Below are 23,163 nucleotides of genomic sequence, written 5' to 3' on the forward strand. Positions count from 1 at the left end.
TCTTGCCTCCGGCTTCAGACGCTCCGCCATCGTCGTTTAGGCTCAGGACGCATAACCAGAACAGCATAGTAGCGGCAAGAGCGACGGCTGAGAGGAAGACCTTAGGGCATCTATCATAGCGGGTCGCTACGCGTCACCAGTCCTTGAGCCTACCGAACATGATCTCGATGCAGTTACTCCGCTTGTCGTATTTGACTGGGATCTTGCGCGCCTTGCGACCTCGAATACAGGCCCTGATCCCCTTGTCCTGCAAGGCTTTGCGGAACCAATCGGCGTCGTAGCCTCGGTCAGCAAGTAGCCACTGTGCAGTTGGCAGACCGCCCAGAAGGGCCGCCGCGCCAGTGCAATCACTCACCTGACCGGCAGACATGAAAACCCTGATCGGGCGTCCCTTCGTGTCAGTCATCGCGTGGAGCTTGGTGCTCATCCCCCCTTAGTGCGACCGATCAGGCGCCCGCATCCCCCTTTTTACTCCGCAGGCTTGAGGCCGTGCGGTGCGCTTTCGCGCAGGTCGCATCGATCATGATCGTCGTCGGCTCCACCACTTCGGCCGCCAGCCTCTCGAATATTCGGGCGAATACCCCCATCTCGCTCCACCGCTTCCAGCAATTGTAGAGCGTCTTGGGTGGACCGTATTCCTTCGGTGCGTCCCGCCAGCAAAACCATTACAGTTGATGAAAATTATCCTGCTCAGAACACGACGATCATCGACCCGTGGGCGGCCATGGCTCTTTGGAAAGAATAGCTCGAGACGTGCCATCTGCTCGTCGCTCAGCCAGGAAAGGTTACTCACCACACCCTCCTATAGCTGGATAGCGTGAATCACGCCGCCCGTGGCACCGCAAGCGGATTAATGGATCCTGAGCCTAAGTCTTTGATTTTATTGGAGGCGGGTACCGGAATCGAACCGGTCTACACGGATTTGCAATCCGTCTGGTGTCCTTGAAAGTAAAGGTTTTTTGTGTAAACGTACCCTGTTTGTTCACGCCCTAGTATCAATGGGTTACGGGGCGTCTGTAAACCGTTCGGGGATCAAGACAGGGCAAAGAAAAACCGTTGAGGGGGCGGCCACCCATCTCAACGGCAATTGGAACGTCTTCTTCAGAGCACCCTACCAGAGCTTCCCTCTCAGAGCAATCTCGGGAGGTCGCCATGTCTGAGTTGCCGCGCTTCTGTACGATCAAGCTGCAATACCTCCAGGAGCTTGTCTTGGACCACGATATCAGCGATGGCGCGCTGAGGGTGGCGCTCTATCTGGCCGTTTCACATGCCGATCATGACACAGGCGAGTCTTTCCCGACATTCGCCACGATCGGCAGCGCAATTGGCAAATGCGCCAAGAGCGTGAAGCGTGCCATCAACGCTCTTGAAGCTGCCGGGTACCTGATCGTTCAGAGAGGAACCAACAAGGGTTCGTCTTCTCGCTATCGCCCCACAGAAGCGGTCATGTGTCGAGCTGCCGAGCGACGTCGTGAGGGGGACAAAGTTGTCCCTCTAAAGCAGGGCAAAGGGGGACATTCCTGTCCTGATAGGGGGACAGACCTGTCCGTCACAGCGGGACAGAAATGTCCCCCGAACAGAGAACAAGAATTTAGAAAAGAACCGCAGCGTGCTGCCACGCCGGATTTGCCTGAGAGGGGGCAATCCGGCAAGGCAGACGCCGCAACGGGTGGCCTGACGTTCGTTCCTCGCGACATATGCTTTGCGCGCGATTGGGATGACCGCCTGTCACGAGAGGGCTTGGCCTCATTGGAGCGATGTCTCCCGATATCAGATCACGGGCGTCACCGAGGTTTCTGGCTCCCAGGTCGGACGCCCGCGCCGGAAGGGAGCGCTCGATGGCGGGAGCAGCTCCAATCCCTGCGTGACTTGATCCGCAGGGAAGGCCGATCTCATCTGACCTTCGCCAGCCCGGGCTATGAAGAGTTTGCGCCTCGCCGCTTTGTTGCCTGCGCAGGAGCTGTGATATGACAGATCCACAGCAACGTGTCCGCTTTGATCGACAGACAGCAAGGTCACCCGTGTTGCACACGGGACCATGCGAGGGGCCTGCCGCCCCTTCGAACCCCGCCAAGAGCAGGACGCCCAAATACGCCGAGCCGTTGACCGAAACCATCGCGTTCCGCTGCTCTGCTTCGGAGAAGGCGCGCCTTGAGGTGGAAGCCCGCCGCGCCCGGCGTCCGCTGGCCGAGCTACTCCGCGAGCGGTTGCCATTGGTGCGCTCAGGCCATCGGAAAGTGGTCCCGGAGGCCGATCCGGATTTGCTGGTCGCCCTGTCGCGCATCGGGGCCAACCTCAACCAGATCGCCCGTGCTCTTAACGCGGCGCGCAAGCTGGGGGTCTACGACCGACTGGATACGTTGGCCATCGCTGCCAGACCCGCAAGCGGCTGCGCAGCCTGAACCGCGAGACGCCCGAGACCCTGCACGCGATCGAGGAGAGGATCGAAGCGCTCCAAGCGCGCAGCCTGCGGCTCAACAGGCTGCTGACCCGGCACACGCTGGCGCGGGTGGCGCTGGTAGGCGGAGCGATGGCCGGGCTGACGCTCAGCGGGTCATTCCTGGCGGTGACGTTGATGATCGCCAGCAATCAGCCCACGCGGCCCCCGCGCTTGGCGCAACCACCCGAGGCGCTGCAAGGCAGCAGGACGATCCGGGGCATGGGCGGCCTTGGAGAACTGATCGCCCTGCCGCCTGGCCTCGTGCTGACACGCTGTCCGCTGGGGACAGGGGCTGGACGCATCTGTCTTCATCAAGAGGAGTAGAGGATGACCCTGACGAACTTGGAGCGCGAGTTGCTGTCCTGCGTCGAAGAGCTCGGCAAAGGCGTGGAAGACTGCATGACGAAATTGATCGAGCAAGAGAGATCGCTCGCGCGCTTGCAGAAGGAGTTGCACGAGTCCTTGAACGGCTTGGAGCAGTCCTTGCAGGCCCCGGAGGCAAAACCGGAGCCGGGGGCAAAACAGCCGCGCGGGTTCCGGTTCAGGAGGTGAAGGTCGATCAGGACCTCACCTCACCAAGGCGGCGCACCCCCAGCCCAAGCAACTCGCCTCAAGATGGGCCTTAGTCACCTAAAACCAGCAAGGAGGCCACTTCATGGTCAGGTCAACCAAGTCAGCGAGACGTGCTCAAGAGGCACGGACGACACAAAACGCGATCCGAGAGATTTTTGGCAGCACTTTTCTCCTCATCGAGAACACCCGTGCGCACCACCTCAATCCGCCCGGAAAATCCGATGCGCTGGAGTTGCTTCTGGACTCATTGCCGCCGGTCCTTGAACATTGCCGGACCGTCACACGCTGCAAAGCTCTGAAAAGGGACGGATCGGTGGTGCTCGATAGCGAGGCCCAAGAGGGATCAATCCGCATCGCAGCACGAGATGACGGAACTTACGACCTTCATGTGGAGCTTCCGTCGGCACGCTGCTACGAGCACGCTCTCTCGATCAACATGGTGATCATGAAAGTGCTGGCCTATGATCTGTGCCCCATGGAACGCATGGAGTTCGAACTCGACGAAGAAGCTTTCTTTGCTGAAATCGAAAGGCTCTACGGCAAGGGAGAATCGGATTGATATGATTGGTCAGGTTCCCCCAGAGGCCCTGCTCCTCGTCATCGAAGCCGCGGAAGCGGGGCCGCAGATTTTCGACTTGGAAGATGCTCCGCTCCTTCAGAACTGGTTCTTTATCAAGCGCGAGGGTGACGCCATCCGCGCTGAAGGAGACCTGAGCGGCCACCCAACGATTTCTGATCCATGGGTCATGACCTCACCAGTGATCGGTTTCCATTACGATTTCGGCACTTCGAAAGGTTGGCTTCGATCTTTCAGCCGCTGGTATCGGCTTGGTGCTGTGTGCGAAGCGGTCGGAGACATCCCGGGACCCGAAGGCGCTGTCGGTCGAGCGCTGGCTGCGACGGCGGCCCGTCTGGAGACAAATCGAAATATCTGGCGCGAAGGGGCGCAGCGCAAATGTATCACACCTTGACACATGCATCGCGCCGTGATACATATCTTTCATGATCCAGAGCGCCAAGGGCAAACTTGCCACGAACGCCTTGCAAGGCAAGTACGGTAAAGGGTTTCCCGCCGATCTCGTGAAGCGCACGAGGGCAATGCTCACGGCGCTGCACGCGGCTGTTGCGGTGGAAGACCTGCGCTTCCCTCCCGGCAATAACCTCGAAGAGCTTAAGGGTGACCGCGCCGGGCAGCATTCGGTACGGATCAACGGCCAATGGCGCATCTGCTTCGTCTGGACACCGAAAGGACCAGCCGAGGTCGAGATCGTCGATTATCATTGAAAGGAGACGTCATGAGCCTGCTTCAAGACCCGATGCACCCCGGCGAAGTCCTGAAGGAGCTGTATCTCGACCCGCTCGAGATCGGTGCGATCGCGCTGGCCCGCCGTCTCGGCGTCCCCCGGACGCGGATCGAACGGCTGGTGAAGGGCGCGACGAGCATGACCCCGGATACGGCGTTGCGCCTCGCCCGGGTGTTCAACACGACCCCGGACTACTGGATGAATATGCAGACCAATTTCGACATGCATGCCGCCATCCAGCAGATTGATGTGTCCAACATCGAACCTCTGGTGGCCTAAGCGGGCCCCAGACCCGTCCCTACGGCCCGTCGAGATGCGAGCGGGCCGGGCCTGGTGCCCGCCGCCTTGGAGGACATCGCCCCCACAAGGCAGGGGACGGAAAGGCGGCTGCCGCCAAGGGCGGCAAAGTTCTGCGTCATGTGATCTCGTGCAGCAGCGCTTCGGCCTGTTCTAGGACGGTTTGAATAGCTTCTTTTGATAGGTCAGGAGGATAGCCGTATTTTCGAAGGATGCGGCGTACAAGAATCCGCATCTTAGCCCGCGCACTCTCCTTCTTGTGCCAGTCGACCGTAGCGTTGCGGCGCACTTGATCTAGCAATTCATGAGCAATGATACGTAGTTGCTCATTCCCCATTGCTTCTACGGCGGTGTCATTTTGTGCCAAGGCATCATAGAATGCCAGCTCATCATCTGACATCCCTTCAGCTTCACCGCGCATGGCGGAGGCTTTGACGTCTTTAGCGATATCAATAAGAGCTTGAATCATCTCAACGGTCGAGATCGCATTGGCATGGTAACGAGCGACGGCTTCCTCAAGTCGCTGGCTGAATGCCCGGCTTTCAACAACGTTGCGCTTGGTTCGGCTCTTAATTTCTCCGTTGAGCAGCTTCTTGAGCGCTTCCAGAGCGAGGTTTTTTCGCTCCATAGATTGAACTTCCAACAAGAAGTCATCTGACAGGATGGAAATATCTGGGGTCTTGATACCGGAAGCCTTCAATATATCGACGATTTCGGCGTCGGCGACAGCCTTGTTGACAAGTTGTTCTATCGCAAAGTTCTTTGCCCGTGAGGATAGTTTGCCTTTGGCTGATGTCTTCGCCATAGCCGCGCGAACAGCCTGCAAAAACCCTACTTCGTCCTTCACAGATTTTGCCAGGTCGCTGGAAGATGCCAGCGCAAAAGCACGTGACATCTCAAGACTGGCATCCTGAAAGCGTGATAGCTGCTTCTTCTTTTCAGCTTCTGTCGACGCGGTTTGAGCCTTGTTGGTCTGCTGCCCAACGATCCAGTCAACGGCATCGCCCAGGGCCTTCAATCGGGCTTGTGCGCTGCCGCTGAGCCCCAGGCTGTAGTCGTGGCCGTTGAACATGCTACGCACTACATCGAGCTTCTCCGCGAGCAAGGCGACCGCCTGCTCTTCGTCAATTCCGGTTCGCTCTCGATCCGCATCAGAGTACTGCGAAAGCGCATCCTTAAGGTTCTGGGCGATGCCGATGTAATCGACCACCAGCCCGCCCGGCTTGTCTCTGAAAACTCGGTTTACGCGCGCAATGGCCTGCATCAGACTGTGCCCGCGCATAGGCTTGTCGACATACATCGTGTGCATACTTGGTGCATCGAAACCCGTTAGCCACATGTCTCTCACGATCACAAGCTTCAACGGATCATCCGGCGTACGCGCGCGTTTGGCCAAGTCGTCTCGGCGCTTCTTGTTGCCGATGTGCTCCTGCCATTCCAGAGGATCGGATGCTGAGCTGGTCATAACAACTTTTACGGCTCCAGCTTCATCAGCGTCCGAGTGCCATTCCGGACGCAGCTTGACGATTTCATTGTAAAGGGCAACGCAGATACGGCGGCTCATGCAAACCGCCATGGCTTTGCCGCCTAAAGCAGCTGTCCTAGCCTCCAAGTGCTCGACCAAGTCCGCGGCGATCTGCTTCAGGCGCTTATCTGCGCCGACGAGCGCTTCAACCGTGCTCCACTTGGCTTTAGCCTTTTCCTGCTCCGATATGGTATCGTCTTCCAAGATGGCGGCGATTTCTTCATCAATCTTGGGCTTTTCGTCTTCGTCCAACTCGATGCGAGCCAAGCGACTTTCATAGTAGATGGGAACCGTAGCTTTGTCCTCGACCGCTCTCGTGATGTCGTAAATATCAACATAGCCGCCGAAAACTGCAGGTGTGTTTACATCGGCAGTCTCAATTGGAGTGCCGGTAAAGCCAACAAATGAGGCGTTCGGAAGTGCCTGCCGGACGTAGTGAGCATACCCGTACTTTCGTTCGCCAGTCTTGGCGCTCACTTTGGCATTCAGTCCATATTGGCTTCTGTGCGCTTCATCGGCGATCACGATGACGTTGCGGCGATCAGTCAATGTAGGAAAGCGCTCCTCCCCCTTCTCGGGAGCGAATTTCTGCATAGTCGTGAATATTACCCCGCCGGATTGGCGCTCTAAAAGCTCGCGTAGCTCATCCCGGCTCTCAGCATGTTCTGGGGTTTGCCGGATCAGGTCCTTAGTGGTCGCGAACGTTTGGAACAGTTGGTCGTCGAGGTCGTTTCGGTCCGTGAGTACAATCAGGGTAGGGTTCTGAAGCTTGGGGCTTCGAACCAGCAATCCCGCAAAAAAGGCCATAAGCAGCGACTTCCCGGAGCCCTGAGTATGCCAGATTACACCGATGCGACGATCACCCTCAGGCTTTGAAGCCTCGACTGCGTTCACCAAGGCTTTTCGTGCGCCGAAAAACTGGTGGTAGCCGGCGATAATCTTGAACGGGCCGTCGCCTGTGTCACCAAATACGGTAAAATCCCGTAGCAGCTCCAAGAAGCGGGCCTTGTCGAAAACGCCCTTCAGCAGCGTCTCCATCTCCTGAGGGCCTTCAGGGGTAAAGTCCTCCGCGGCACCAGTTACAGAGCGCCATGGCATAAAACGCTCTTCATTGGCCGTCAGTGAGCCGATCCGCGCCAGCAAACCATCTGAACTGATCAAAACAGCGTTTGTACGAAACAGTGATGGGATCTGCTGCTTATAGGTTTGAAGCTGGGCGAAGGCATCTTCGATCGTAGCAGCCTCGCTTGCAGCGTTCTTCAGCTCGATCACCGCCACCGGTAAGCCGTTTAGGAAAACAACCAAGTCAGGGCGGCGCTTGTGCTTCCCCTCAATCACAGTGAACTGGTTGGTCACCAACCAGTCGTTGGCCTGCGGATCCTCGAAATCGACAAGCCAAACCTTGTCACCTCGGATCGTTCCGTCATCAGCCTTAAACTCAACATCCACGCCATTGACTAGCAACCCTTGAATCCGCCTGTTCTCTTCGATCAGGCTTTGCGAGGTAGAGCCGGAAATCTGCCTCAGAGCGTCGCTACGTGCATCTTCAGGGATATGGTCGTTGAGCTGGGCTACAGTTGCTTCCAGCCGCCCTCTCAACAAAACCTCGCCATAGGACGCCCGTTCAGGCTCTGTACCGTCGGGCGAGATGACATCGGCGCCCAGGTACGGAATTCCGCTATTCTGCAGAATGGCCAGCGCGGCTTGTTCAACCAGGTCTTCGTTGATCATGCGTCTGAAACTCCACTCGCCGCCGCTTTGTAAAATTCGACCAGTTGATCCGTTACTTGTTCGCGAAGTGTGTCTGAGAAGCCAAATGCAGCGGCCAGCCGTCGTTGCCCGGTCTTAACCTTGGCAGTCTTGCTGTCAGACAGGTGCCAGTCAAACGACTGATCTTGCTGGAAGCGCTCGTACAAGCGTTCGGCAATATCATCCTTCTCTTGCTGCGAAAATTCCTCTCCAAGTGACTGACCCAAGATTGCCTTAACTGCTGCCAATGCATCAGGCGCGGCTGCGATCGCCTCTTTTGCAGCCGCTGTTGAGGTCATACGGGCACCTCGCTCGGCTGCCCGTGCGCGTTCGTCCTTTTCCTCCCGCAAGATACGTTCAAGCCAATCATTGCAGTACAGTGAAGCGCCTTGGGCATCCGGGAAAAGAGTTCCGTTATGAATGTTCATCTTCCTCAGAGTTGCGAGGCAGTCCATCCTACCGGAGTTTGGAATGTGAATCTTTTGGATATACTGCTTCAGCTGGTCTGAAAGGTTGTCCGTGATCGTGTATTCGACCTCAGGAACCTCCGAGCCAGAACTTTCGACGGTCGCCGTCTGGGTAACAGGTTCCGCACTTACAACCCCCTCTTCTTGGAGTGTATTGATGACGTAGCTGGCGAAATTGTCGTCGTCATCTGGGATCATTGTGAAGAGACCCGCCTGGTTCACCAAGCGGCTGTTGTTGTGACCCATCGGATCGCGGAACAGAGTCTGCTCACCAAGCGCATTCCGCAATGCGGACATGTTCACGCAATAGACGGAACGAGAGGGGTTCTTCTCTTGATCGTCCGGACTGCTAAAGGCAAAGAACAACGCAATGAAGGGCGAGCGCGTCCAGTCCAGTAGAGGCGTCAATAAGCCATGGTGCTGCCCGATAGCCCATTTCTCAATTTCGGCGTCGTCGCCGTTAAACGCGCTCAGGTCATAACCGCGTCCGCGCATAGCAAGTTCAAACTGCGACAAAAGCTGCTGGCGCTTGTCGGCGGGGATGCTGCCACCGTCGAACTTGCGGCCAAGGGTCGAGGCAAGCGGCCAGTCGCCCCCGCGTTGTCCCCGATAGACCCACTCGCTCGCCGCGCGGTTGTGCTGTGGATCGCGCATCGCCTCGATGAATTTGTCCCAACTCTCGACCCGGCAGGTCGGGATCAGCCCGTCGACATCGGGATCGCCTTCGCGGAAGTCTGGCCAGACCGGTAACGACTCCAACTTTGCGCGCAGTTCTTCGGGAGAGAGTTTCGCATTACTCATCTGGCAGGTCCCTTGGCTGAGGACGCTCCGGAAACTCGCGAACATCTATCTCGACCAGCCGCCCGATCCCGCGGTCACGGTATTCTGCCTCGCTCCTGCGGCGCTCAAATTCCGGCTCGTCAACTTCCACAAGACCTTCGATGTCCCGTTTCGGGCGTTCCGAGGCGTTCAATTCATCGAGCGTGGGAAAACCCTGTGCAGCCGCGGTGTCCCGGGAACGGTCAGAGGCGGTCGCGACCCTCATATCGGCAGAGGAGACCACGAACCGCAGAACGCTACCGTCTATGTCCAACACGTCAGTCAGGCTCGCTTGGGCGTAGTCCTGCCGTTCCACCAGGTAATGCCAGGGCACGCAGGCTTGCTCGATATCGCCGAGCGTCTTTGGCATCTTGGCCTTCACTGTCTGCGCGTGGGCCAGAAGGCAGCCCGCCTCGAAGGCCTCATAGCCTCCGCCGACGTTTTCCTTCTTCCAGTGATCCCGCTGTTGCTCGGCGGAATACAAACAGTAGACTGGCTTCAGGCGATATTTCTTGGCATCTTCGATCAGCAGGTCGATCTGCTGTTTCTTTGTTGACTTCACCTCGTGGGGAATCTTTAGCTTGTCGTCCTTTTGAAGACGCTTGGCCTGCACCCGCATCCTGAACTTTCGGCGCCGCCCGATGATGTGCCATTCCCAATCCGCGCCGTTCTTGGCCTCTTTCTTCTTGCCGAAGGTATTCAGCGTGATGATGGCCGGATGGCGGCGGCGCAGTTCCAGCAGGTTGGTTTCGGTAATCGTTTCCTCGCCATAGCTGACATGCACATCGTCGCGATGCGCGAACCCAAGGTTTTGCGAGGTCGCATGGGCCAATTCCAGCAAGCTGTGTAGCAGCGAACCCCTCACACAACACCCTCCGCGCCGGTCAGGCGGAGCTCGCCGGACATGAGTTTCGGGAGGAGGAGGTCTCGGATGGCGGCGAGGGTTTGGTTTTCTTGTTCGTTGTTGCGGATCATTACCCTGAACTGGTCCGCCAAATCGGCAAACGCATTCCGGGTCGCTTCGCAACCGAAAGCGCGCTCCAACCTGTAGACGTTGTTACGGTTCAACCCCGGCACCGCGGCGTCTGTGTTCATATGCTCCAAGCCAAGTGTTTCGAGCATATAGAAAAGAAAGCTCAGGCGGGTCTTCGGGACGACATAGAAAACCGTGTCGATTGCAAAAAAGTCCCGGTCTTCCCAGCAAAGGCTCCCAACGGTGCCCTTACGTCCAACGATGATGGCGGGACCTTTTGCCAATGGCGCGTTATGCGTCCCGCTGATGCCTCCCGAACCGTATACGGGATAGTCGCCTTCTACTCGGTCCTTTTTGGTCAGGGCCTTTCCGTAGGCAAGCTCAAGGTAGCTGTCCAAGCGTTCAAGCTCCCACCCCTCCGGCAGGCCATTTGCTCCGAAGCGGTCGGGGAAGAGGGCGGCGAGGGGAGCGGCTTGGGTCGGGTCGGGAAGGAGGCCGCCGAGGATGACTGCGGGGTCGGTTTCGCCTGCGGCCTTGCGACGGGTAGGGCCGAAATCGACGAACCAATCCCGAAACACCGCCCGCGCCATCGCCTCCAGCGTCTCATTCATCCGCCGGTTCAACTCGATCTTGTCGTCGAGGGTGCCCAATATATTCGAAATTCTTGTTTGCTCTGGCTTGCAAGGCGCAAAAATACTCAGCTTTCCAAAGTCTGACTTATTCATAATTGGTTGCGCAGCGCCGCCCGCCCGATTGCGTATCTCTTCTTTGCGGGCTGAAAGGTTGTAGTAGACAAAGAGCCTTTCGAAGTCATCGGAAACGATGATCGAATTTATTTGCTGGTTTGTGACAAAGGGGGGGGCCACTAGGGCCGCTTTTCCCATGTCTGAGCCGATGCAGGAAACAGAAATGGCTGGGCGATCAACATAGGAGGACCCAACTTTCTTCGCACCATCAGCTGTGAGGTTTCTTGCTGTAGTCTCGATCCGGCGCTTTCCGTCCATGTCCGAGGGCGTCACAAACGGGATATATCCGTCGTAGAAATCAGGGCTGGACGTTGGAGGCGTTTTCCCTGTGACAATCTTTCCGACTTCATGGAGCTGAAGGTCACACCAATCCGCAGGCACCCTCTGCCGCTCCACGATCGCCCGAAACTCCGGCGTCACAGCGTTAAGGTCGATCACGTCCACCTTCCATGGCAGGTCCGAGGTCTCGAACGCCTCCTCCAGATCGATCAGCACATCGGGGTCCAAGGGCGCGGCCCCTTCCAGCGCGATGTCCAGATCGGAAAAGGGTTTCGCGGTCCATGTCACGCGGCTGCCAAAGGCCCAGGCCAGCGTGCCCTTGGGAAGGTGATCCCGCAATGTGCCCTGCACGATGGCCAATTGTTCCGGGCTGATGTCGATCTTCCCCGTCATTCCGCGTTCCGCTCTTGCAGACGCGCTAGGAGGAACGCCGACTCATCCCGAAAGGCGGGGATGCGCAGGAAAACCTCGTTCGCCTTTTGCTCGTTATAGGCATGGCTGGTGGCGTTGCGCGCATCGCAAAAGCGCCGCCATTCATCCCAGCCATTAGCCAACAGCCCGCGTTCCGCGCCAGACCGGATCATGTCGGGAAAGCTCATCTGGTCGATCTCGGACGGGTTGGGCGACATCGCCTCCAACTGTCGCTTCAGCAGCTTGTGGGCCAGTTCGTAGGTGTATTCGAACCGCTGGATGCAGGCATCCTTGACGAACTGGCTTTGGGTGCGGTCGAACTCCGCCAGCGCCTCGTCCAGCGAGGCGAGGGCTTTTTCAAACGATGACAACTCCAGCTTCATTGCGGCCCTCCCGGGATGCGTGACAGTGTGCAGCGAATCAGATCGGCCATGCGGGCGCTTTCGGTCAGTTGCGCGTCAAGCTGGGCGGCGAGGGCGGCGAATTTCTCGTCGAAGGGTACGCCGTCGTCTTTCTCATCCGCAGCGCCGACATAACGGCCCGGGGTCAGGACGTAGTCATGTTTACGGATCGCGTCGAGATCGGCGCTGGCGCAGAAGCCCGGTTCATCCTTGTAGGGCTGGTCCGGCGCCTTGGCCCGCCAGCGGTGGTAGGTGTCGGCGATCTTGTCGATCTCGCTATCGTCGAAGTCGCGGCGCACCCGGTCGACCATATGGCCCATCTGGCGCGCGTCGATGAACAGCACCTCGCCCCGCCGGTCACGGTGGCCATTTGCGGATTTTTCATTGGCCAGGATCCACAGGCAGGCGGGAATCTGCGTGGAATAGAAGAGCTGCCCCGGCAGGGCGACCATGCAATCGACCTTGTCGGCCTCGATCATGGCGCGGCGGATGTTGCCCTCGCCCGATTGTTGCGAGGACATTGAGCCGTTCGCCAGCACCACGCCCGCCGTGCCGCGCGGGGCCAGATGGTGCAGGATATGTTGCAGCCAGGCGTAGTTGGCGTTGCCTTTGGGCGGTGTGCCGTATTTCTTCCAACGCGCGTCGTCGATGAGGCGTTCCTGTCCCCAGTCGGAAATGTTGAAGGGCGGGTTGGCGAGGATGTAGTCGGCGCGCAGGTCGGGCAGTTCATCGCGGATGAAGGAGCCTTCGTTGTTCCACTTGATCTCGGCGTCGATGCCCTGCACGGCGAGGTTCATCATCGCGAGACGCCAGGTCGTATGGTTGATTTCCTGTCCATAGACCGAGATGTCATCGCGGCGGCCGCCGTGATCCTCGATGAAGTTCTCGGACTGGATGAACATACCGCCCGATCCGCAGCAGGGATCATAGACGCGGCCTTTCTTCGGCTCCAACATGGACACCAGCGTGCGAACGACGGAACGCGGCGTGAAGAATTCGCCGCCGCGTTTACCTTCTGAAGAGGCGAAGCCGGACAGGAAGTACTCGTATACCCGGCCAAGGAGGTCGCGGGCTTCGGAAGCGTCCCCACGCATATCGATCTTGGAGAACAGATCGATCAGATCGCCCAGCATTTCTTTGTTTAGTGTGGCGCGGGCGTAGTTCTTGGGGAGAACACCCTTAAGCTTCTCGTTGGCTGGTACTTTCTCGATGGCCTCCATGGCGTCATCGATCAACTTGCCGATATTCGGATCGCGCGCCTTGTCTCGAAGGTGGGTCCAGCGAGCTTCGACTGGCACCCAGAAAATATTCTCTGCAAGATACTCTTCAGGGTCTTCCGCATCCGCGTACTCATCGGCGACCAGCTGAGCGTGATAGGTTTCAAAGGCTTCAGAGATGTACTTGAGGAAGACCAGACCAAGCACGACGTGCTTGTACTCCGATGGCTCTAAGTTGCCGCGAAGTCGGTCTGCAGCTTTGAAAAGGTCGGCTTCGAAGCCCAAGTCGGACGTTTGCACGCTCATCGGATTGTCTCGATCTTCGGCTTTGACGTGAAGGACATGCAGGCGGCTGACGTCCATGAGACGACGATACTCAGTACGGTAATGACCCCGAAGGCCGCCGCTGCCAGTTGAGGGCCTTCTTTTAGGAAGACGATGCCAAAACCTGCCCACCCAAGTCCGGCAACTGCACAGGCTGCGATAGCGAGCTGAAAGCACCGATTGCGAGCCTGATCCAGGCGCCGTCCACTGGATTGAGCCCGAGCTTGGGCGAGAACCTTGCGCGCTTCCGCTAAGATGATGTTCTGCATCACGAATCCTTCCTCAATGTCTTGAAATACGCATCCATGCGGGTAGGGTTGATCCCTCCCTCGCGCAGTATTTCGTCAAAAACGTACTGTACGACGTCTGATTCATAGTCCGGGCTAGGGGTCTGCCCCTCTTCGATGAAGTGCTCGCGCACAGCGATCACTGCTGCTTTGAGCGCGTCGCGCGTCTCAGGGCCGGTTCTGGCCCCTTCGCCGGTCAGGAGCCAAGAGATGTTCACGTCGTATTTGTCAGCGATGCCAAGAGCGACGGCCAACGGAAGTTCGCGAATCCCGAGTTCATAGTTCTTGTAAGCACGATCAGAGAGGCCGAATTCGGCTCCAAAAGCTGCCTGAGATAGCCCAGTCGCCTTTCTGATTGCCGATAAACGCTCTTGCAGACTGCTCATTGTTACCCTATGGTATCGATTGTTACCTATATTTGCGAACGAGTCACAATCGTGCCGCTTCATTCCCAACCGTAGCTGATCGTTCCTAGTTCGCCAAGAAAATGGAGAGCGTTTTGCAAGGATTTCAGACTCCACGTGAGCTCGCCACTACATCTGGGTGGCCAGAAAAGACGATCCGCAGCCTCATTGCATCCAATGAGCTACGCCATCTTCGCTTGAATAATCGGTTCTTCGTGCCCGATGGAGCCCTCGACGAATTTATCGAGCGGAAGATGATTGTCCCAGTGGCTCTGCACGAGCGTGAGGACCAATCATGAGCGTGGCTGATCAGTCTCTTCACTGTCGGATAATGCGAAGCCCGTTGCATATGCGGGGCAACTCTCCCTCGAGCGAAGCCTGCCCCAGCCAGTCTATCTCGGCTAAAGATGCAACTAAGATGGCGCTGTAGGAGGTTAAGTTATGCTGCGAGATATCCAGCTGATTTCCACTCAGCAATTGGCAGAGCATCTTGGCTACGATACGGCCTCGACTTCTTTCTATGAATTCTGCCGTCATCTTCGCATAGCACCAGTGCCTGGTCGGAGAGGGTGGTACGACCCCAAGTTGGTGCGTTCGCGGCTGGATCAGGCGCAAGGCGTGGATCAGATCTCCAGCAATGTGAGCACTCGCTCTCGGAATTTGGTTGCAGAAAGGAGAGCCCGCCTTGGTAAAGCGTAGTCTTCCCAAAGGAGTCCACAGGGTCCGTCGGAAACTTAAGTGCGGAGCAAAATACCACTTCTACGCGTGGCGAGGCGGCCCTAAGTTCTGGGAGGCTGTCATACCTTACCCCGTGGAGCCTGAGTTTTTCCAAGCGTTCTCTGCTTGCACAGCTCCACAGAAATCCAGCGCCAATCTAGTCGATGATCTGGTAACAGATTTTCTGAGCAGTGATGCCATGCCGCCTCGGGCTCGCTCGCGGAAGGATGTCGAGCTCTGGGTCAAGAGGTTTCAAGACGAATTTGGTTCAGACCCAACGGCGATGTTTGAAGAAGCTGCTTCTCGGGCTGAACTTAATACTTGGCGCAAGCGCTGGATTAATTCACCAAAACAGTACGATATGGCGGGCACACACGCTGTCAAATTACTGAACTGGGCTGTCGGCGAGGGGCGGCTTAAGGAGCATTACTGCCATAAGCTCAAGAAGCTCTATGTGGCCGATCGCAGCGAGATTGTATGGACGCCAGCTGATATCAAGGCGTTCAACAAAGTTGCGCCTCAATGGGTCCAGCGCATCTTGATGCTGGGCTGTGAGACGGGGTTGCGCGTGTCGGATTTGGTGGAGGTTCGGAAGGACCACTTTGAAGACACAGCCCACGGGAAGCGGCTGCGCTTCAAGACCGGCAAACGTGGGCGTGTTGCATATATCCCTGTAACAAATGGTCTTCAGTCGCTCTTGGATGCGACGCCTGAAAGTCAGGAAACGCTTTTGGTAGGGCAGCTTGGTGATCCCCTTCAATCCCGATGGGCATCAAACCAAATCACGAAATGGCGGCGTGAAGCAAAGGTGTCCTCTTGGGAGGATGGGCGAGAAAAAACACTGGCGGACACGCGAGGTACGGCAGCAACGCGTTTGCTCAACGCGGACCTGTCGCTGCGTCAGATTGCAACGCTCATGGGATGGTCAGTACGTTATGCCGCGCAAGTTATCGAGATCTACGCCCGTGTAAGTCCGGACGAGAGCGACTTGGTTTTGGCGCGTCTGGAAGCTGCAAAAGCGCGTACTCAGCAGTTATAAGTGTAAACGCAACTGTAAACGGCTAGGCCGCTACACTGAAAGGAGTGATGTAAGTGCTTGATTTCAAATGGAGGCGGGTACCGGAATCGAACCGGTCTTCACGGATTTGCAATCCGCTGCGTAACCTCTCCGCCAACCCGCCGTCGCCCAAGAGTGAGGGGTGTTTAGCGGACCTTGCGGCCCCGCGCAATAGGGTGCTGCGTCAGCCGGAGGCGACGAGCGCCTCGGCCCGGCGCAGATCGACGCTGACCAGTTGACTGACGCCCTGCTCCACCATCGTCACGCCGAACAGCCGGTCCATGCGGGACATCGTCACCGCGTGGTGGGTGATGATCAGGAAACGCGTCCGGGTGCGGCGGGTCATCTCGTCCAAGAGATCGCAGAAACGCGTCACGTTCGCATCGTCCAGCGGCGCATCCACCTCGTCCAGCACGCAGATCGGTGCCGGATTGGCAAGGAACACCGCAAAGATCAGCGCCATCGCCGTCAGCGTCTGCTCCCCCCCGGACAGGAGCGACAGGGTGGACAGCCGCTTGCCCGGCGGCTGGCACAGGATTTCCAGCCCCGCCTCCAGCGGATCATCGGATTCGACCATCACCAGCCGCGCTTCCCCCCCGCCGAAGAGATGCGTGAACAGTGCGCCAAAGCTGCGGTTCACCTCCTCGAACGCGGCCAGAAGGCGCTCGCGCCCTTCGCGGTTCAGGGCGGCGATGCCGGCGCGCAGTTGGCGGATCGCCTCCTCGAGGTCGGCCGCGTCGCGGGCAAGGGCGGCGTGTTCGCTGCCGATGGCGGCGGCATCCTCCTCGGCGCGCAGGTTGACGGCGCCGAGGCTGTCGCGCGCGCGGCGCAGGCGCAGGATCTCCTCCTCCAGCGTGGCGGCATCGGCCATGTCCTCGGCGGCAACGCCCAGCGCGGTCAGAAGCGCGGCGGGGCTGCGCTCCGTCTCCTCGTGCAGACGTTCGGCAGCGGCGCGGAGGGCGGCAGCGGCGGCATCGCGCAGCGCCTCGGCGCGGGCGCGGTCCTCGCGGGCCTCGCCGGCGGCACGCTCAGCGGTGCGCTCGGCGTCCTGCGCGCGGCGCAGCGCATCGTCGGCGGCGGTCAGCGCAGCGCGAGCGCGCGCGCCCCTCGCCTCCGCCTCCTCCAGCCGGTCCGCAAGCCCGGCGCGCGCGGCGGCAAGCGTGGCCGGGCGAGCCTGCGCCGCCACCAGTTCGCCCTGCGCTTCGGTCTGCCGGCGGGCCAGATCGCCCGCCCGCCCCTGCGCGGTATCCAGACGCCCGCGCCATGTTCCCAGTTCGCGCGTGGCATCGGCGATGCGTCGGCGGCGCGCCTCCCCGTCCCGCCGGGCCTCGTCATGGGCGGAGCGGCGGGTGATCATGGCGATGCGCGCGGCCTCCACCGCGATCTTCGCCCCGTCGATCCCGGCGCGGGCTTCGCTCAGATCCGGCAGACCGGCCAAGGCGGCCTCGGCCTCGGACAGGCGGGTGCGGGCTTCATCCGCCTCGGCATCATGGCGGGCGGCGGCCAAATGCGCCGTTTCCGCCCGCCCCGACAGGATGGAACGGTCGGCTTCGGCGCGGCTGGCCTGCCGGCTGGCCTCGGCCACGCGGGCATCGGCGGTGCGGCGCGCCTCGCGGGCCTGCTGATCGGCGCGCGAGGCCGCAGCGAGCGTCGCCCCCGCCCCGTCATGCGCCGCGATCCGGTCCGACAGCCGCCCCTCGGCCGCGCCGAGTTCGGTGCGCAGCTGCGCCAGCCGGTTGATCCGTTGCAGATGCAGCGTCGCCGCGCTTGGGGCATCGGCCGCGAGCGCGCGGAAACCGTCCCAGCGCCATAGATCGCCCTCCGGGCTGACGATGCGCTGACCGGGCCGCAGCGCGGGCTGAAGGCGCGGGCCATCGGCGGCACCGACGATGCCGATCCGCCCCAGCCGCCGCGCCAGCACCGGCGGGGCGGTGACGTGATCGGACAGGGCAGCCGTGCCGTCCGGAATATCCGGCGCGTCGTAATCGGGCAGCCGCGCCCAGCCCGACCGCTCATCCCCCTCCTCGAACCGCAGATCGTCGGCGAGGGCCGCGCCCAGCGCCGCCTCATAGCCCGGGGCAACCCGAACGCGGTCCAAGAGCGCGGTGCCCCGCCCCGCCTCGCGTTCGGTCAGGCGGGCAAGCGCGGACACCTCGGCGCGCAGGGCTTGCACCTCCCCCTCGGCGGCAGAGCGCGCCATGCGGGCCGTCGCCTCTTCGGATTGGGCGGCGCTTCGCGCCTCCTCGGCGGTGGAGAGGGCGGCTTCGGCCTCTTCGGCGGTGCGGCGGGCGGCGGTCAGCGCCTCCACCGCGCGATCCAGCGCCTCCGAGGCCGCGTCCTGCGCCTGCGCGGCGGTCGCGGCATCGCTGCGGGCGCGGGCGGCCCCCTGTTCGGCGCGCGCCAAGACGGTGCGGCTGTCGGCCAGCCCCCGCTGCACCGACTGATGCCGGGCGGACAGGCGCGCCACCTCTTCGGTCAGGCTTGCCTGACGCGCCTCGCAGGTCGCGAGCGCATCTTCCGCCGCGCGGGCCTCGCGCAGCAGCGCCTCGAGCCGTGCGGGATGATCCGCTTCGGCGGCGGACAGGGCGGCGATCTCGGCCTCGAGGCGCGTGACCGCATCGGCGGCATCGAGGTTCAGCGCCGCTTCGCGCGCGGCATCGCGGTCGAGCTGGGCCAGACCGTCCTGCAGCGCGCGCAGGGCGGCGGCGGCGCGCTCTTCCTCGGCGGCAAGGCCGTCCCGTTCGGTCCGCAGGCGTTGCAGCAGGGCGGCGGCGATCGCCTCCTCGTCGCGCAGGGGCGGCAGGGCGGCTTCGGCGGCCGTGCGCGCCTCGGCGGCCTGCCGGGCGGCGGTTTCGGCGCGGGCGGCATGGGCCATCCGGTCCCGCAGGGCCGCTTCGGCGGCGGCGGCGGCGGTGTCGGCCTCGTGCCAGCGGCGCCACAGAAGGCTGCCTTCGGCGCGGCGCAGCGCCTCGGCGATCTCGCGGTAGCGTTGGGCCTGCCGGGCCTGCCGGGCCAATGCGGCAAGCTGCCCGGCCAGCCCCTCCACCACATCGGCGACGCGGGCCAAGTTCCCCTCCGCCGCGCCCAGCCGCAGTTCGGCGTCATGGCGGCGCGCATAAAGCCCGGAAATGCCCGCCGCTTCCTCGAGGATGCGGCGGCGCGCCTTGGGGCGGGCGCTGATCAATTCGGCGATCTGCCCCTGACGCACCAGCGCCGGGCTGTGCGCCCCGGTGGAGGCATCGGCGAACAGCATCTGCACATCCCGCGCCCGCGCATCCTTCATATTGACGCGGTAGGCCGATCCGGCATCGCGGGTGATGCGGCGGATCACCTCGATCTGGTCCTGATCGTTGAAGCCTGCGGGCGCCAGCCGGTCGGCATTGTCGAGCACCAGCGCCACCTCGGCGAAGCTGCGCGCGCCGCGGCTGGCGGTTCCGGCGAAGATCACATCCTCCATCCCCGCGCCGCGCATCGCGGTGGGACGGTTTTCGCCCATCACCCAGCGCAGCGCCTCCAAGAGGTTCGACTTGCCGCAGCCGTTCGGGCCGACCACGCCCGTCAGGCCCGGCTGGATCACGAGATCCGTCGGGTCCACGAAGCTTTTGAAGCCGTTCAGGCGCAGGCGGGTGAACTGCAAAAGGCAACTCCGATCCGGTCGGTGCCCCTGATATGGGGTTATGCCCCAAAGGTCACGCAGGATGTTGGCACCTTCCGTCCGGCACGCTCTGCCCCTAGGATCCTAACGATTCGGAGAGATGACATGATCCCATCCCTGCTGCTTCTCCTAGGCTGCCAACTGGCCGGAGAGGTTCTGTCGCAAAGCCTGCATGCGCCGGTGCCCGGCCCGGTGCTGGGCATGGTGCTGATGCTGGTGCTGCTGGTGGCGGTGCCGCGCAGTGCGACGATGCTGCGGCCCGCCGCCTCGGTTCTGCTGGCGCTGCTGTCGCTGCTGCTGGTGCCGGCCGGGGCCGGGATCGTCGCCTATCTGGGCGAGTTGCGCGCCGACGGCCTTGCGCTGGTCCTGACGCTGGTGGGATCGACCACCGCCGCGCTTTTGGCGGGCGCATGGGCCTTTTTGATCGTCGCCCGCCTGACCGGCAGCCGGAGTGACGGATGACCGGCATCTGGACCCTGCTCAGCCACGAATCCCTGCTGTGGATCACCGCCACCGTCGCGGCCTTCTTCCTCGGCGATACCATCGCCCGTGCCAGCGGGCGCCATGCGGCGGTGAACCCGGTCCTGATCGCGGTCGTGGTCATTGTCGCGCTGCTGCTGCTGACCGGCACCGATTACGACACCTATTTCGAGGGGGCGCAGTTCATCCACTTCCTCCTCGGCCCCGCGACGGTGGCGCTGGCGCTGCCGATCCGCGACAACCTGCATCATGTGCGCCGGGCGCTGCTGCCGCTGGCGGCGGCGCTGGTCGCGGGATCGGTGACGGCGGCGGTGTCGGCGGTGGGGATCGCATGGGCGCTGGGGCTGCGGCCCGACATCCTTGCCTCGCTTGCGCCGAAATCGGCCACGGCGGCGGTGGCGGTCGGCATATCGGAAACGATCGGCGGCATCCCGACGCTGACGGCGGGCCTCGTGCTGATCACCGGAATGACGGGGGCGATCATCGTGACCCCCTTGATGAACGCGCTCGGCATCCGCGACTGGCGGGCGCGCGGCTTTGCCGTCGGGATCGCGGCGCATGGGATCGGAACGGCCCGCGCGCTTCAGGTGAACCCGATCGCGGGCGCCTTCGCCGGCCTCGGCATGGGGCTCAACGCCATTCTCACGGCCTTCGTGGCCCCTTGGGCATTAGGACTTTTCAGATGAAGCAAGGACCGCTGAACCTCATCACCGACGTGGCAGGGCTGCGGGTCGGCAATGCCGAGGATGACGGGCTGCGTTCGGGCACCACGGTGCTGACGGCGGATGCGCCCTTCACGGCGGCGGTGTCGGTCATGGGCGGCGCCCCCGGCACGCGGGAGACGGATCTGCTGGCGCCCGAGCGGCTGGTCCAGAAGGTGGATGCGCTGGTGCTGTCGGGCGGGTCGGCCTTCGGCCTCGATGCTTGTTCGGGGGTGATGGACGGGCTGCGGGCCGCGGGCCGCGGCTTTGCCGTGGGCGAGGCGCGGGTGCCGATCGTACCGGGCGCGATCCTGTTCGATCTGCTGAACGGCGGCGACAAGGGCTGGGACGAGAACCCCTATCGCGGGCTTGGCCGCGCCGCATTCGACGCGGCGGGGGAGGAGTTCGAGCTGGGCACCGCCGGTGCGGGCTTCGGCGCGATGACGGCGCGCTGGAAGGGCGGGCTCGGCTCGGCCTCGTCGGTGCTGTCGAACGGGGTGACGGTGGGGGCGCTGGTGGCGGTCAATGCCGCGGGATCGGTCACGGCGGGGCAGAGCCGCCGCTTCTGGGCCGCCCCGTGGGAAGTGGACGCCGAATTCGGCGCCGTCGGCCTGCCCCTCGTCCTGATGGGAGAGGATGAGCCGAGCCCCTCCAAACGTCAGAGCGAGGCGACGACCATCGCCATCGTGGCGACCGACGCCGCATTGACCCAAGCGCAAGCGCAGCAGATGGCCGTCGCGGCGCAGGACGGGCTGGCCCGCGCGATCGTGCCGTCGCACACGCTGTACGACGGGGATCTGGTCTTTGCGGCCTCGACCGGCGTCAAGGAGGTGGAGGATACGTTCCTGCTGGGCCATGCCGCCGCCGTCACGCTGTCGCGCGCGATCGCCCGCGCCATCTACGAGGCGCGGCCCCGTCCCGGCGATCTGCAACCCGTCTGGCGCGACGGGCTCAGTTGATCACCAGCGGCGCAGGGCATCCTCGTCGGCCTCGCGGGCGGCGACCCAGCTTTCGCCGCCGGTCCCAATCTCTTTCTTCCAGAAGGGCGCGCGGGATTTGAGGTAGTCCATCAGGAACTCCGCCGCCGCGAAGGCCTCGGCCCGGTGGCGGGCGGCGGTGGCCACCATCATGATCGGCGCGCCCACCTCCAACCGGCCATGCCGGTGGATCACGAGGGCGCGTTCCAACGACCAACGCCGGATGGCCTCATCCGCGATGGCGGCGATCGCCTTTTCGGTCATGCCGGGATAATGCTCGATCTCCATCGCGGCCATGCCGCCGCTGTCGCGCACGAGGCCGGAAAAGCTGACCACCGCCCCCGCCTCCAGCCCGGCGGAAAAGGCGTTCAGCTCGGCCCCCATGTCGAAGGCCTCGGATTGGACGCGGACGCTCATCCCCCGGTCATGGGCGGAAAGAACGCCACTTCGCGCGCGCCCTTCAGCGGGGCGTCGAAATCGGTCAGTTCCTGATCCACCGCAACCCGCAGCGCCGCGATGTCGGCAAAGGCGAGGGCGTGGCGTTCGTCCCGCGCGCGCAACTCCTCCACGAGGGCGGCGACGGTGGGGGCCGTCGTCTCCAGCCGCTCGCGACCATGGCCGATCCGTTCGCGCAGCCATGCGAAATAGAGGATGTCGATCATTCCTCGTCCTTCAGATAGGGCAGCGATTTGCAGAAATAGTCGACGCCGGTGATCGCCGTCAGCACGGCCGCGATCCAGATCAGCATCAGCCCGACCAGCGTCGCCCATGTCGAACATCCAAGCGAGCCGCAGGTGCGGATCACCGGCTCCAGCCCGGCATGGACGGCTTGGGCATATTCGCGCGGGGTCATGCCCTGCAGGGCGATCCCTTCCTTGTATTCAAGGCCCGTTCCAAGGAACAGCACCGCGATCGCGACCATCTGCGCCGTCGTCTTCCACTTGGCCAGCCGCGTCACACGCAGCAGCCCGGCGCGCACGCCCAGAAACTCGCGCAGGCCGCTGACGAACACCTCGCGGAACAGGATCACCGTGGCGGGCAGGATCAGCCACGGGTTCATCCCCGAATAGCCGGTGATGATGACGAGCGCGATCACCACCATGGCCTTGTCGGCGATCGGATCCAGCATCCGGCCGAAATTGGATTCCTGCTTCCACAGCCGCGCCAGATAGCCGTCGAACCAATCCGTCACCGCCGCCCCGACAAAGAGCGCCAGCGCCAGCCAGTCCGCCCAAGGCCGATGGAAATAGAGGAACATGATCGCCACGCCGGGTGCGGCCAGAAGGCGAAGGACGGTCAGGATATTGGGAATGTTCCACGTCATGATCTCGGCATATCCTGTTTCCTGCGCCAAGGAAAA

At 61.7% G+C, this 23,163-nt stretch carries 23 protein-coding genes, 1 tRNA gene and 1 pseudogene; 11 read left to right on the top strand and 14 right to left on the bottom strand.

Translation table 11 applies throughout. The annotated features are described in order from the left end of the window. Positions 1-52: 52 nt before the first annotated feature. Positions 53-793: pseudogene (locus GR316_RS08300) on the bottom strand (IS5 family transposase); the annotation flags it as partial. Positions 794-1,152: 359 nt separating this feature from the next. Here GR316_RS08300 and GR316_RS13930 point away from each other — a divergent pair. The 7 genes from GR316_RS13930 to GR316_RS08335 all read left to right on the top strand — a co-directional run bounded on the left by GR316_RS13930 (position 1,153) and on the right by GR316_RS08335 (position 4,596). Then, positions 1,153-1,971 (top strand): helix-turn-helix domain-containing protein, encoded by an 819-nt coding sequence (locus GR316_RS13930; protein ID WP_211783484.1) that lies wholly within the window; start codon positions 1,153-1,155, stop codon positions 1,969-1,971. A gap of 131 nt (positions 1,972-2,102) precedes the next feature. Next, complete coding sequence (locus GR316_RS08310; protein WP_211783485.1) at positions 2,103-2,402, top strand: plasmid mobilization protein; 300 nt, start codon at positions 2,103-2,105, stop codon at positions 2,400-2,402. Between the two features lie 365 nt (positions 2,403-2,767). Further along, positions 2,768-2,992: a hypothetical protein gene (locus tag GR316_RS08315; RefSeq protein ID WP_211783486.1), complete on the top strand. Its 225-nt coding sequence runs from the start codon at positions 2,768-2,770 to the stop codon at positions 2,990-2,992. A 103-nt stretch (positions 2,993-3,095) separates the two neighbouring features. Then, entirely contained in the window at positions 3,096-3,572 is a 477-nt protein-coding gene (locus tag GR316_RS08320) for a hypothetical protein (RefSeq protein WP_211783487.1), read from the top strand. 1 nt (position 3,573) lies between these two features. Further along, complete coding sequence (locus GR316_RS08325; RefSeq protein WP_211783488.1) at positions 3,574-3,984, top strand: DUF6634 family protein; 411 nt, start codon at positions 3,574-3,576, stop codon at positions 3,982-3,984. 31 nt (positions 3,985-4,015) lie between these two features. Then, entirely contained in the window at positions 4,016-4,297 is a 282-nt protein-coding gene (locus GR316_RS08330; protein WP_211783489.1) for a type II toxin-antitoxin system RelE/ParE family toxin, read from the top strand. Between the two features lie 11 nt (positions 4,298-4,308). Further along, the gene (locus GR316_RS08335) at positions 4,309-4,596 is read left to right on the top strand and encodes a HigA family addiction module antitoxin (RefSeq protein ID WP_211783490.1); all 288 of its coding nucleotides are present in this window, start codon (positions 4,309-4,311) and stop codon (positions 4,594-4,596) included. Between the two features lie 136 nt (positions 4,597-4,732). On the opposite strand, the gene GR316_RS08340 is transcribed toward GR316_RS08335, so the two are convergent. The 8 genes from GR316_RS08340 to GR316_RS08375 are packed head-to-tail and all read right to left on the bottom strand — an operon-like array spanning position 4,733 to position 14,198. Next, entirely contained in the window at positions 4,733-7,870 is a 3,138-nt protein-coding gene (locus GR316_RS08340) for a type I restriction endonuclease subunit R (protein WP_211783491.1), read from the bottom strand. Further along, positions 7,867-9,156 carry an FRG domain-containing protein gene (locus GR316_RS08345; RefSeq protein ID WP_211783492.1) on the bottom strand — a complete coding sequence of 430 codons (1,290 nt, stop codon included), beginning with the start codon at positions 9,154-9,156 and terminating at the stop codon, positions 7,867-7,869. Before GR316_RS08345 ends, GR316_RS08340 begins: the two co-directional genes overlap by 4 nt. Continuing rightward, positions 9,149-10,039 carry a DUF6615 family protein gene (locus GR316_RS08350; protein ID WP_211783493.1) on the bottom strand — a complete coding sequence of 297 codons (891 nt, stop codon included), beginning with the start codon at positions 10,037-10,039 and terminating at the stop codon, positions 9,149-9,151. The genes GR316_RS08345 and GR316_RS08350 overlap by 8 nt, the downstream gene beginning before the upstream one ends. Continuing rightward, positions 10,036-11,565 carry a restriction endonuclease subunit S gene (locus tag GR316_RS08355; RefSeq protein ID WP_211783494.1) on the bottom strand — a complete coding sequence of 510 codons (1,530 nt, stop codon included), beginning with the start codon at positions 11,563-11,565 and terminating at the stop codon, positions 10,036-10,038. The genes GR316_RS08350 and GR316_RS08355 overlap by 4 nt, the downstream gene beginning before the upstream one ends. Beyond that, positions 11,562-11,966 carry a nucleotidyltransferase substrate binding protein gene (locus GR316_RS08360; RefSeq protein WP_211783495.1) on the bottom strand — a complete coding sequence of 135 codons (405 nt, stop codon included), beginning with the start codon at positions 11,964-11,966 and terminating at the stop codon, positions 11,562-11,564. The genes GR316_RS08355 and GR316_RS08360 overlap by 4 nt, the downstream gene beginning before the upstream one ends. Beyond that, the gene (locus GR316_RS08365) at positions 11,963-13,564 is read right to left on the bottom strand and encodes a class I SAM-dependent DNA methyltransferase (protein ID WP_249218743.1); all 1,602 of its coding nucleotides are present in this window, start codon (positions 13,562-13,564) and stop codon (positions 11,963-11,965) included. Before GR316_RS08365 ends, GR316_RS08360 begins: the two co-directional genes overlap by 4 nt. Then, positions 13,504-13,794: a hypothetical protein gene (locus tag GR316_RS08370; protein ID WP_211783496.1), complete on the bottom strand. Its 291-nt coding sequence runs from the start codon at positions 13,792-13,794 to the stop codon at positions 13,504-13,506. The genes GR316_RS08365 and GR316_RS08370 overlap by 61 nt, the downstream gene beginning before the upstream one ends. Further along, positions 13,794-14,198 (bottom strand): helix-turn-helix domain-containing protein, encoded by a 405-nt coding sequence (locus tag GR316_RS08375; protein WP_211783497.1) that lies wholly within the window; start codon positions 14,196-14,198, stop codon positions 13,794-13,796. The genes GR316_RS08370 and GR316_RS08375 overlap by 1 nt, the downstream gene beginning before the upstream one ends. A gap of 703 nt (positions 14,199-14,901) precedes the next feature. Between GR316_RS08375 and GR316_RS08380 the strand changes: the two genes are divergently transcribed. Then, a complete protein-coding gene (locus GR316_RS08380; RefSeq protein WP_211783498.1) occupies positions 14,902-15,972 on the top strand; it encodes a tyrosine-type recombinase/integrase in 1,071 nt (356 codons plus the stop codon). A 68-nt stretch (positions 15,973-16,040) separates the two neighbouring features. Here the strand turns inward: GR316_RS08380 and GR316_RS08385 are convergent. Further along, positions 16,041-16,114, bottom strand: a tRNA-Cys gene (locus GR316_RS08385). 60 nt (positions 16,115-16,174) lie between these two features. Beyond that, positions 16,175-19,627, bottom strand: coding sequence for a chromosome segregation SMC family protein (locus tag GR316_RS08390; RefSeq protein ID WP_211783499.1), 3,453 nt, complete (start codon positions 19,625-19,627; stop codon positions 16,175-16,177). A gap of 123 nt (positions 19,628-19,750) precedes the next feature. Here GR316_RS08390 and GR316_RS08395 point away from each other — a divergent pair, with 123 nt between their 5' ends. Genes GR316_RS08395 through GR316_RS08405 form a run of 3 tightly spaced genes read left to right on the top strand, consistent with a single transcriptional unit; the run spans position 19,751 to position 21,785 of the window. Further along, complete coding sequence (locus tag GR316_RS08395; RefSeq protein ID WP_211783500.1) at positions 19,751-20,107, top strand: CidA/LrgA family protein; 357 nt, start codon at positions 19,751-19,753, stop codon at positions 20,105-20,107. Next, the gene (locus GR316_RS08400; RefSeq protein ID WP_211783501.1) at positions 20,104-20,811 is read left to right on the top strand and encodes an LrgB family protein; all 708 of its coding nucleotides are present in this window, start codon (positions 20,104-20,106) and stop codon (positions 20,809-20,811) included. Before GR316_RS08395 ends, GR316_RS08400 begins: the two co-directional genes overlap by 4 nt. Then, on the top strand, positions 20,808-21,785 hold the full coding sequence (locus GR316_RS08405) for a P1 family peptidase (protein ID WP_211783502.1): 978 nt from the start codon (positions 20,808-20,810) through the stop codon (positions 21,783-21,785). Before GR316_RS08400 ends, GR316_RS08405 begins: the two co-directional genes overlap by 4 nt. On the opposite strand, the gene GR316_RS08410 is transcribed toward GR316_RS08405, so the two are convergent. The 3 genes from GR316_RS08410 to pgsA are packed head-to-tail and all read right to left on the bottom strand — an operon-like array spanning position 21,786 to position 23,127. After that, on the bottom strand, positions 21,786-22,220 hold the full coding sequence (locus tag GR316_RS08410; protein WP_211783503.1) for a molybdenum cofactor biosynthesis protein MoaE: 435 nt from the start codon (positions 22,218-22,220) through the stop codon (positions 21,786-21,788). It lies immediately after the preceding gene. Next, positions 22,217-22,465, bottom strand: a complete 249-nt coding sequence (moaD, locus tag GR316_RS08415; RefSeq protein WP_211783504.1) for a molybdopterin converting factor subunit 1 — start codon at positions 22,463-22,465, stop codon at positions 22,217-22,219. Before moaD ends, GR316_RS08410 begins: the two co-directional genes overlap by 4 nt. Beyond that, complete coding sequence (gene pgsA, locus GR316_RS08420) at positions 22,462-23,127, bottom strand: CDP-diacylglycerol--glycerol-3-phosphate 3-phosphatidyltransferase (RefSeq protein ID WP_211783505.1); 666 nt, start codon at positions 23,125-23,127, stop codon at positions 22,462-22,464. Before pgsA ends, moaD begins: the two co-directional genes overlap by 4 nt. Positions 23,128-23,163: the final 36 nt, after the last annotated feature.

This window comes from Falsirhodobacter algicola (assembly GCF_018279165.1).
Lineage (GTDB): Bacteria > Pseudomonadota > Alphaproteobacteria > Rhodobacterales > Rhodobacteraceae > Falsirhodobacter > Falsirhodobacter algicola.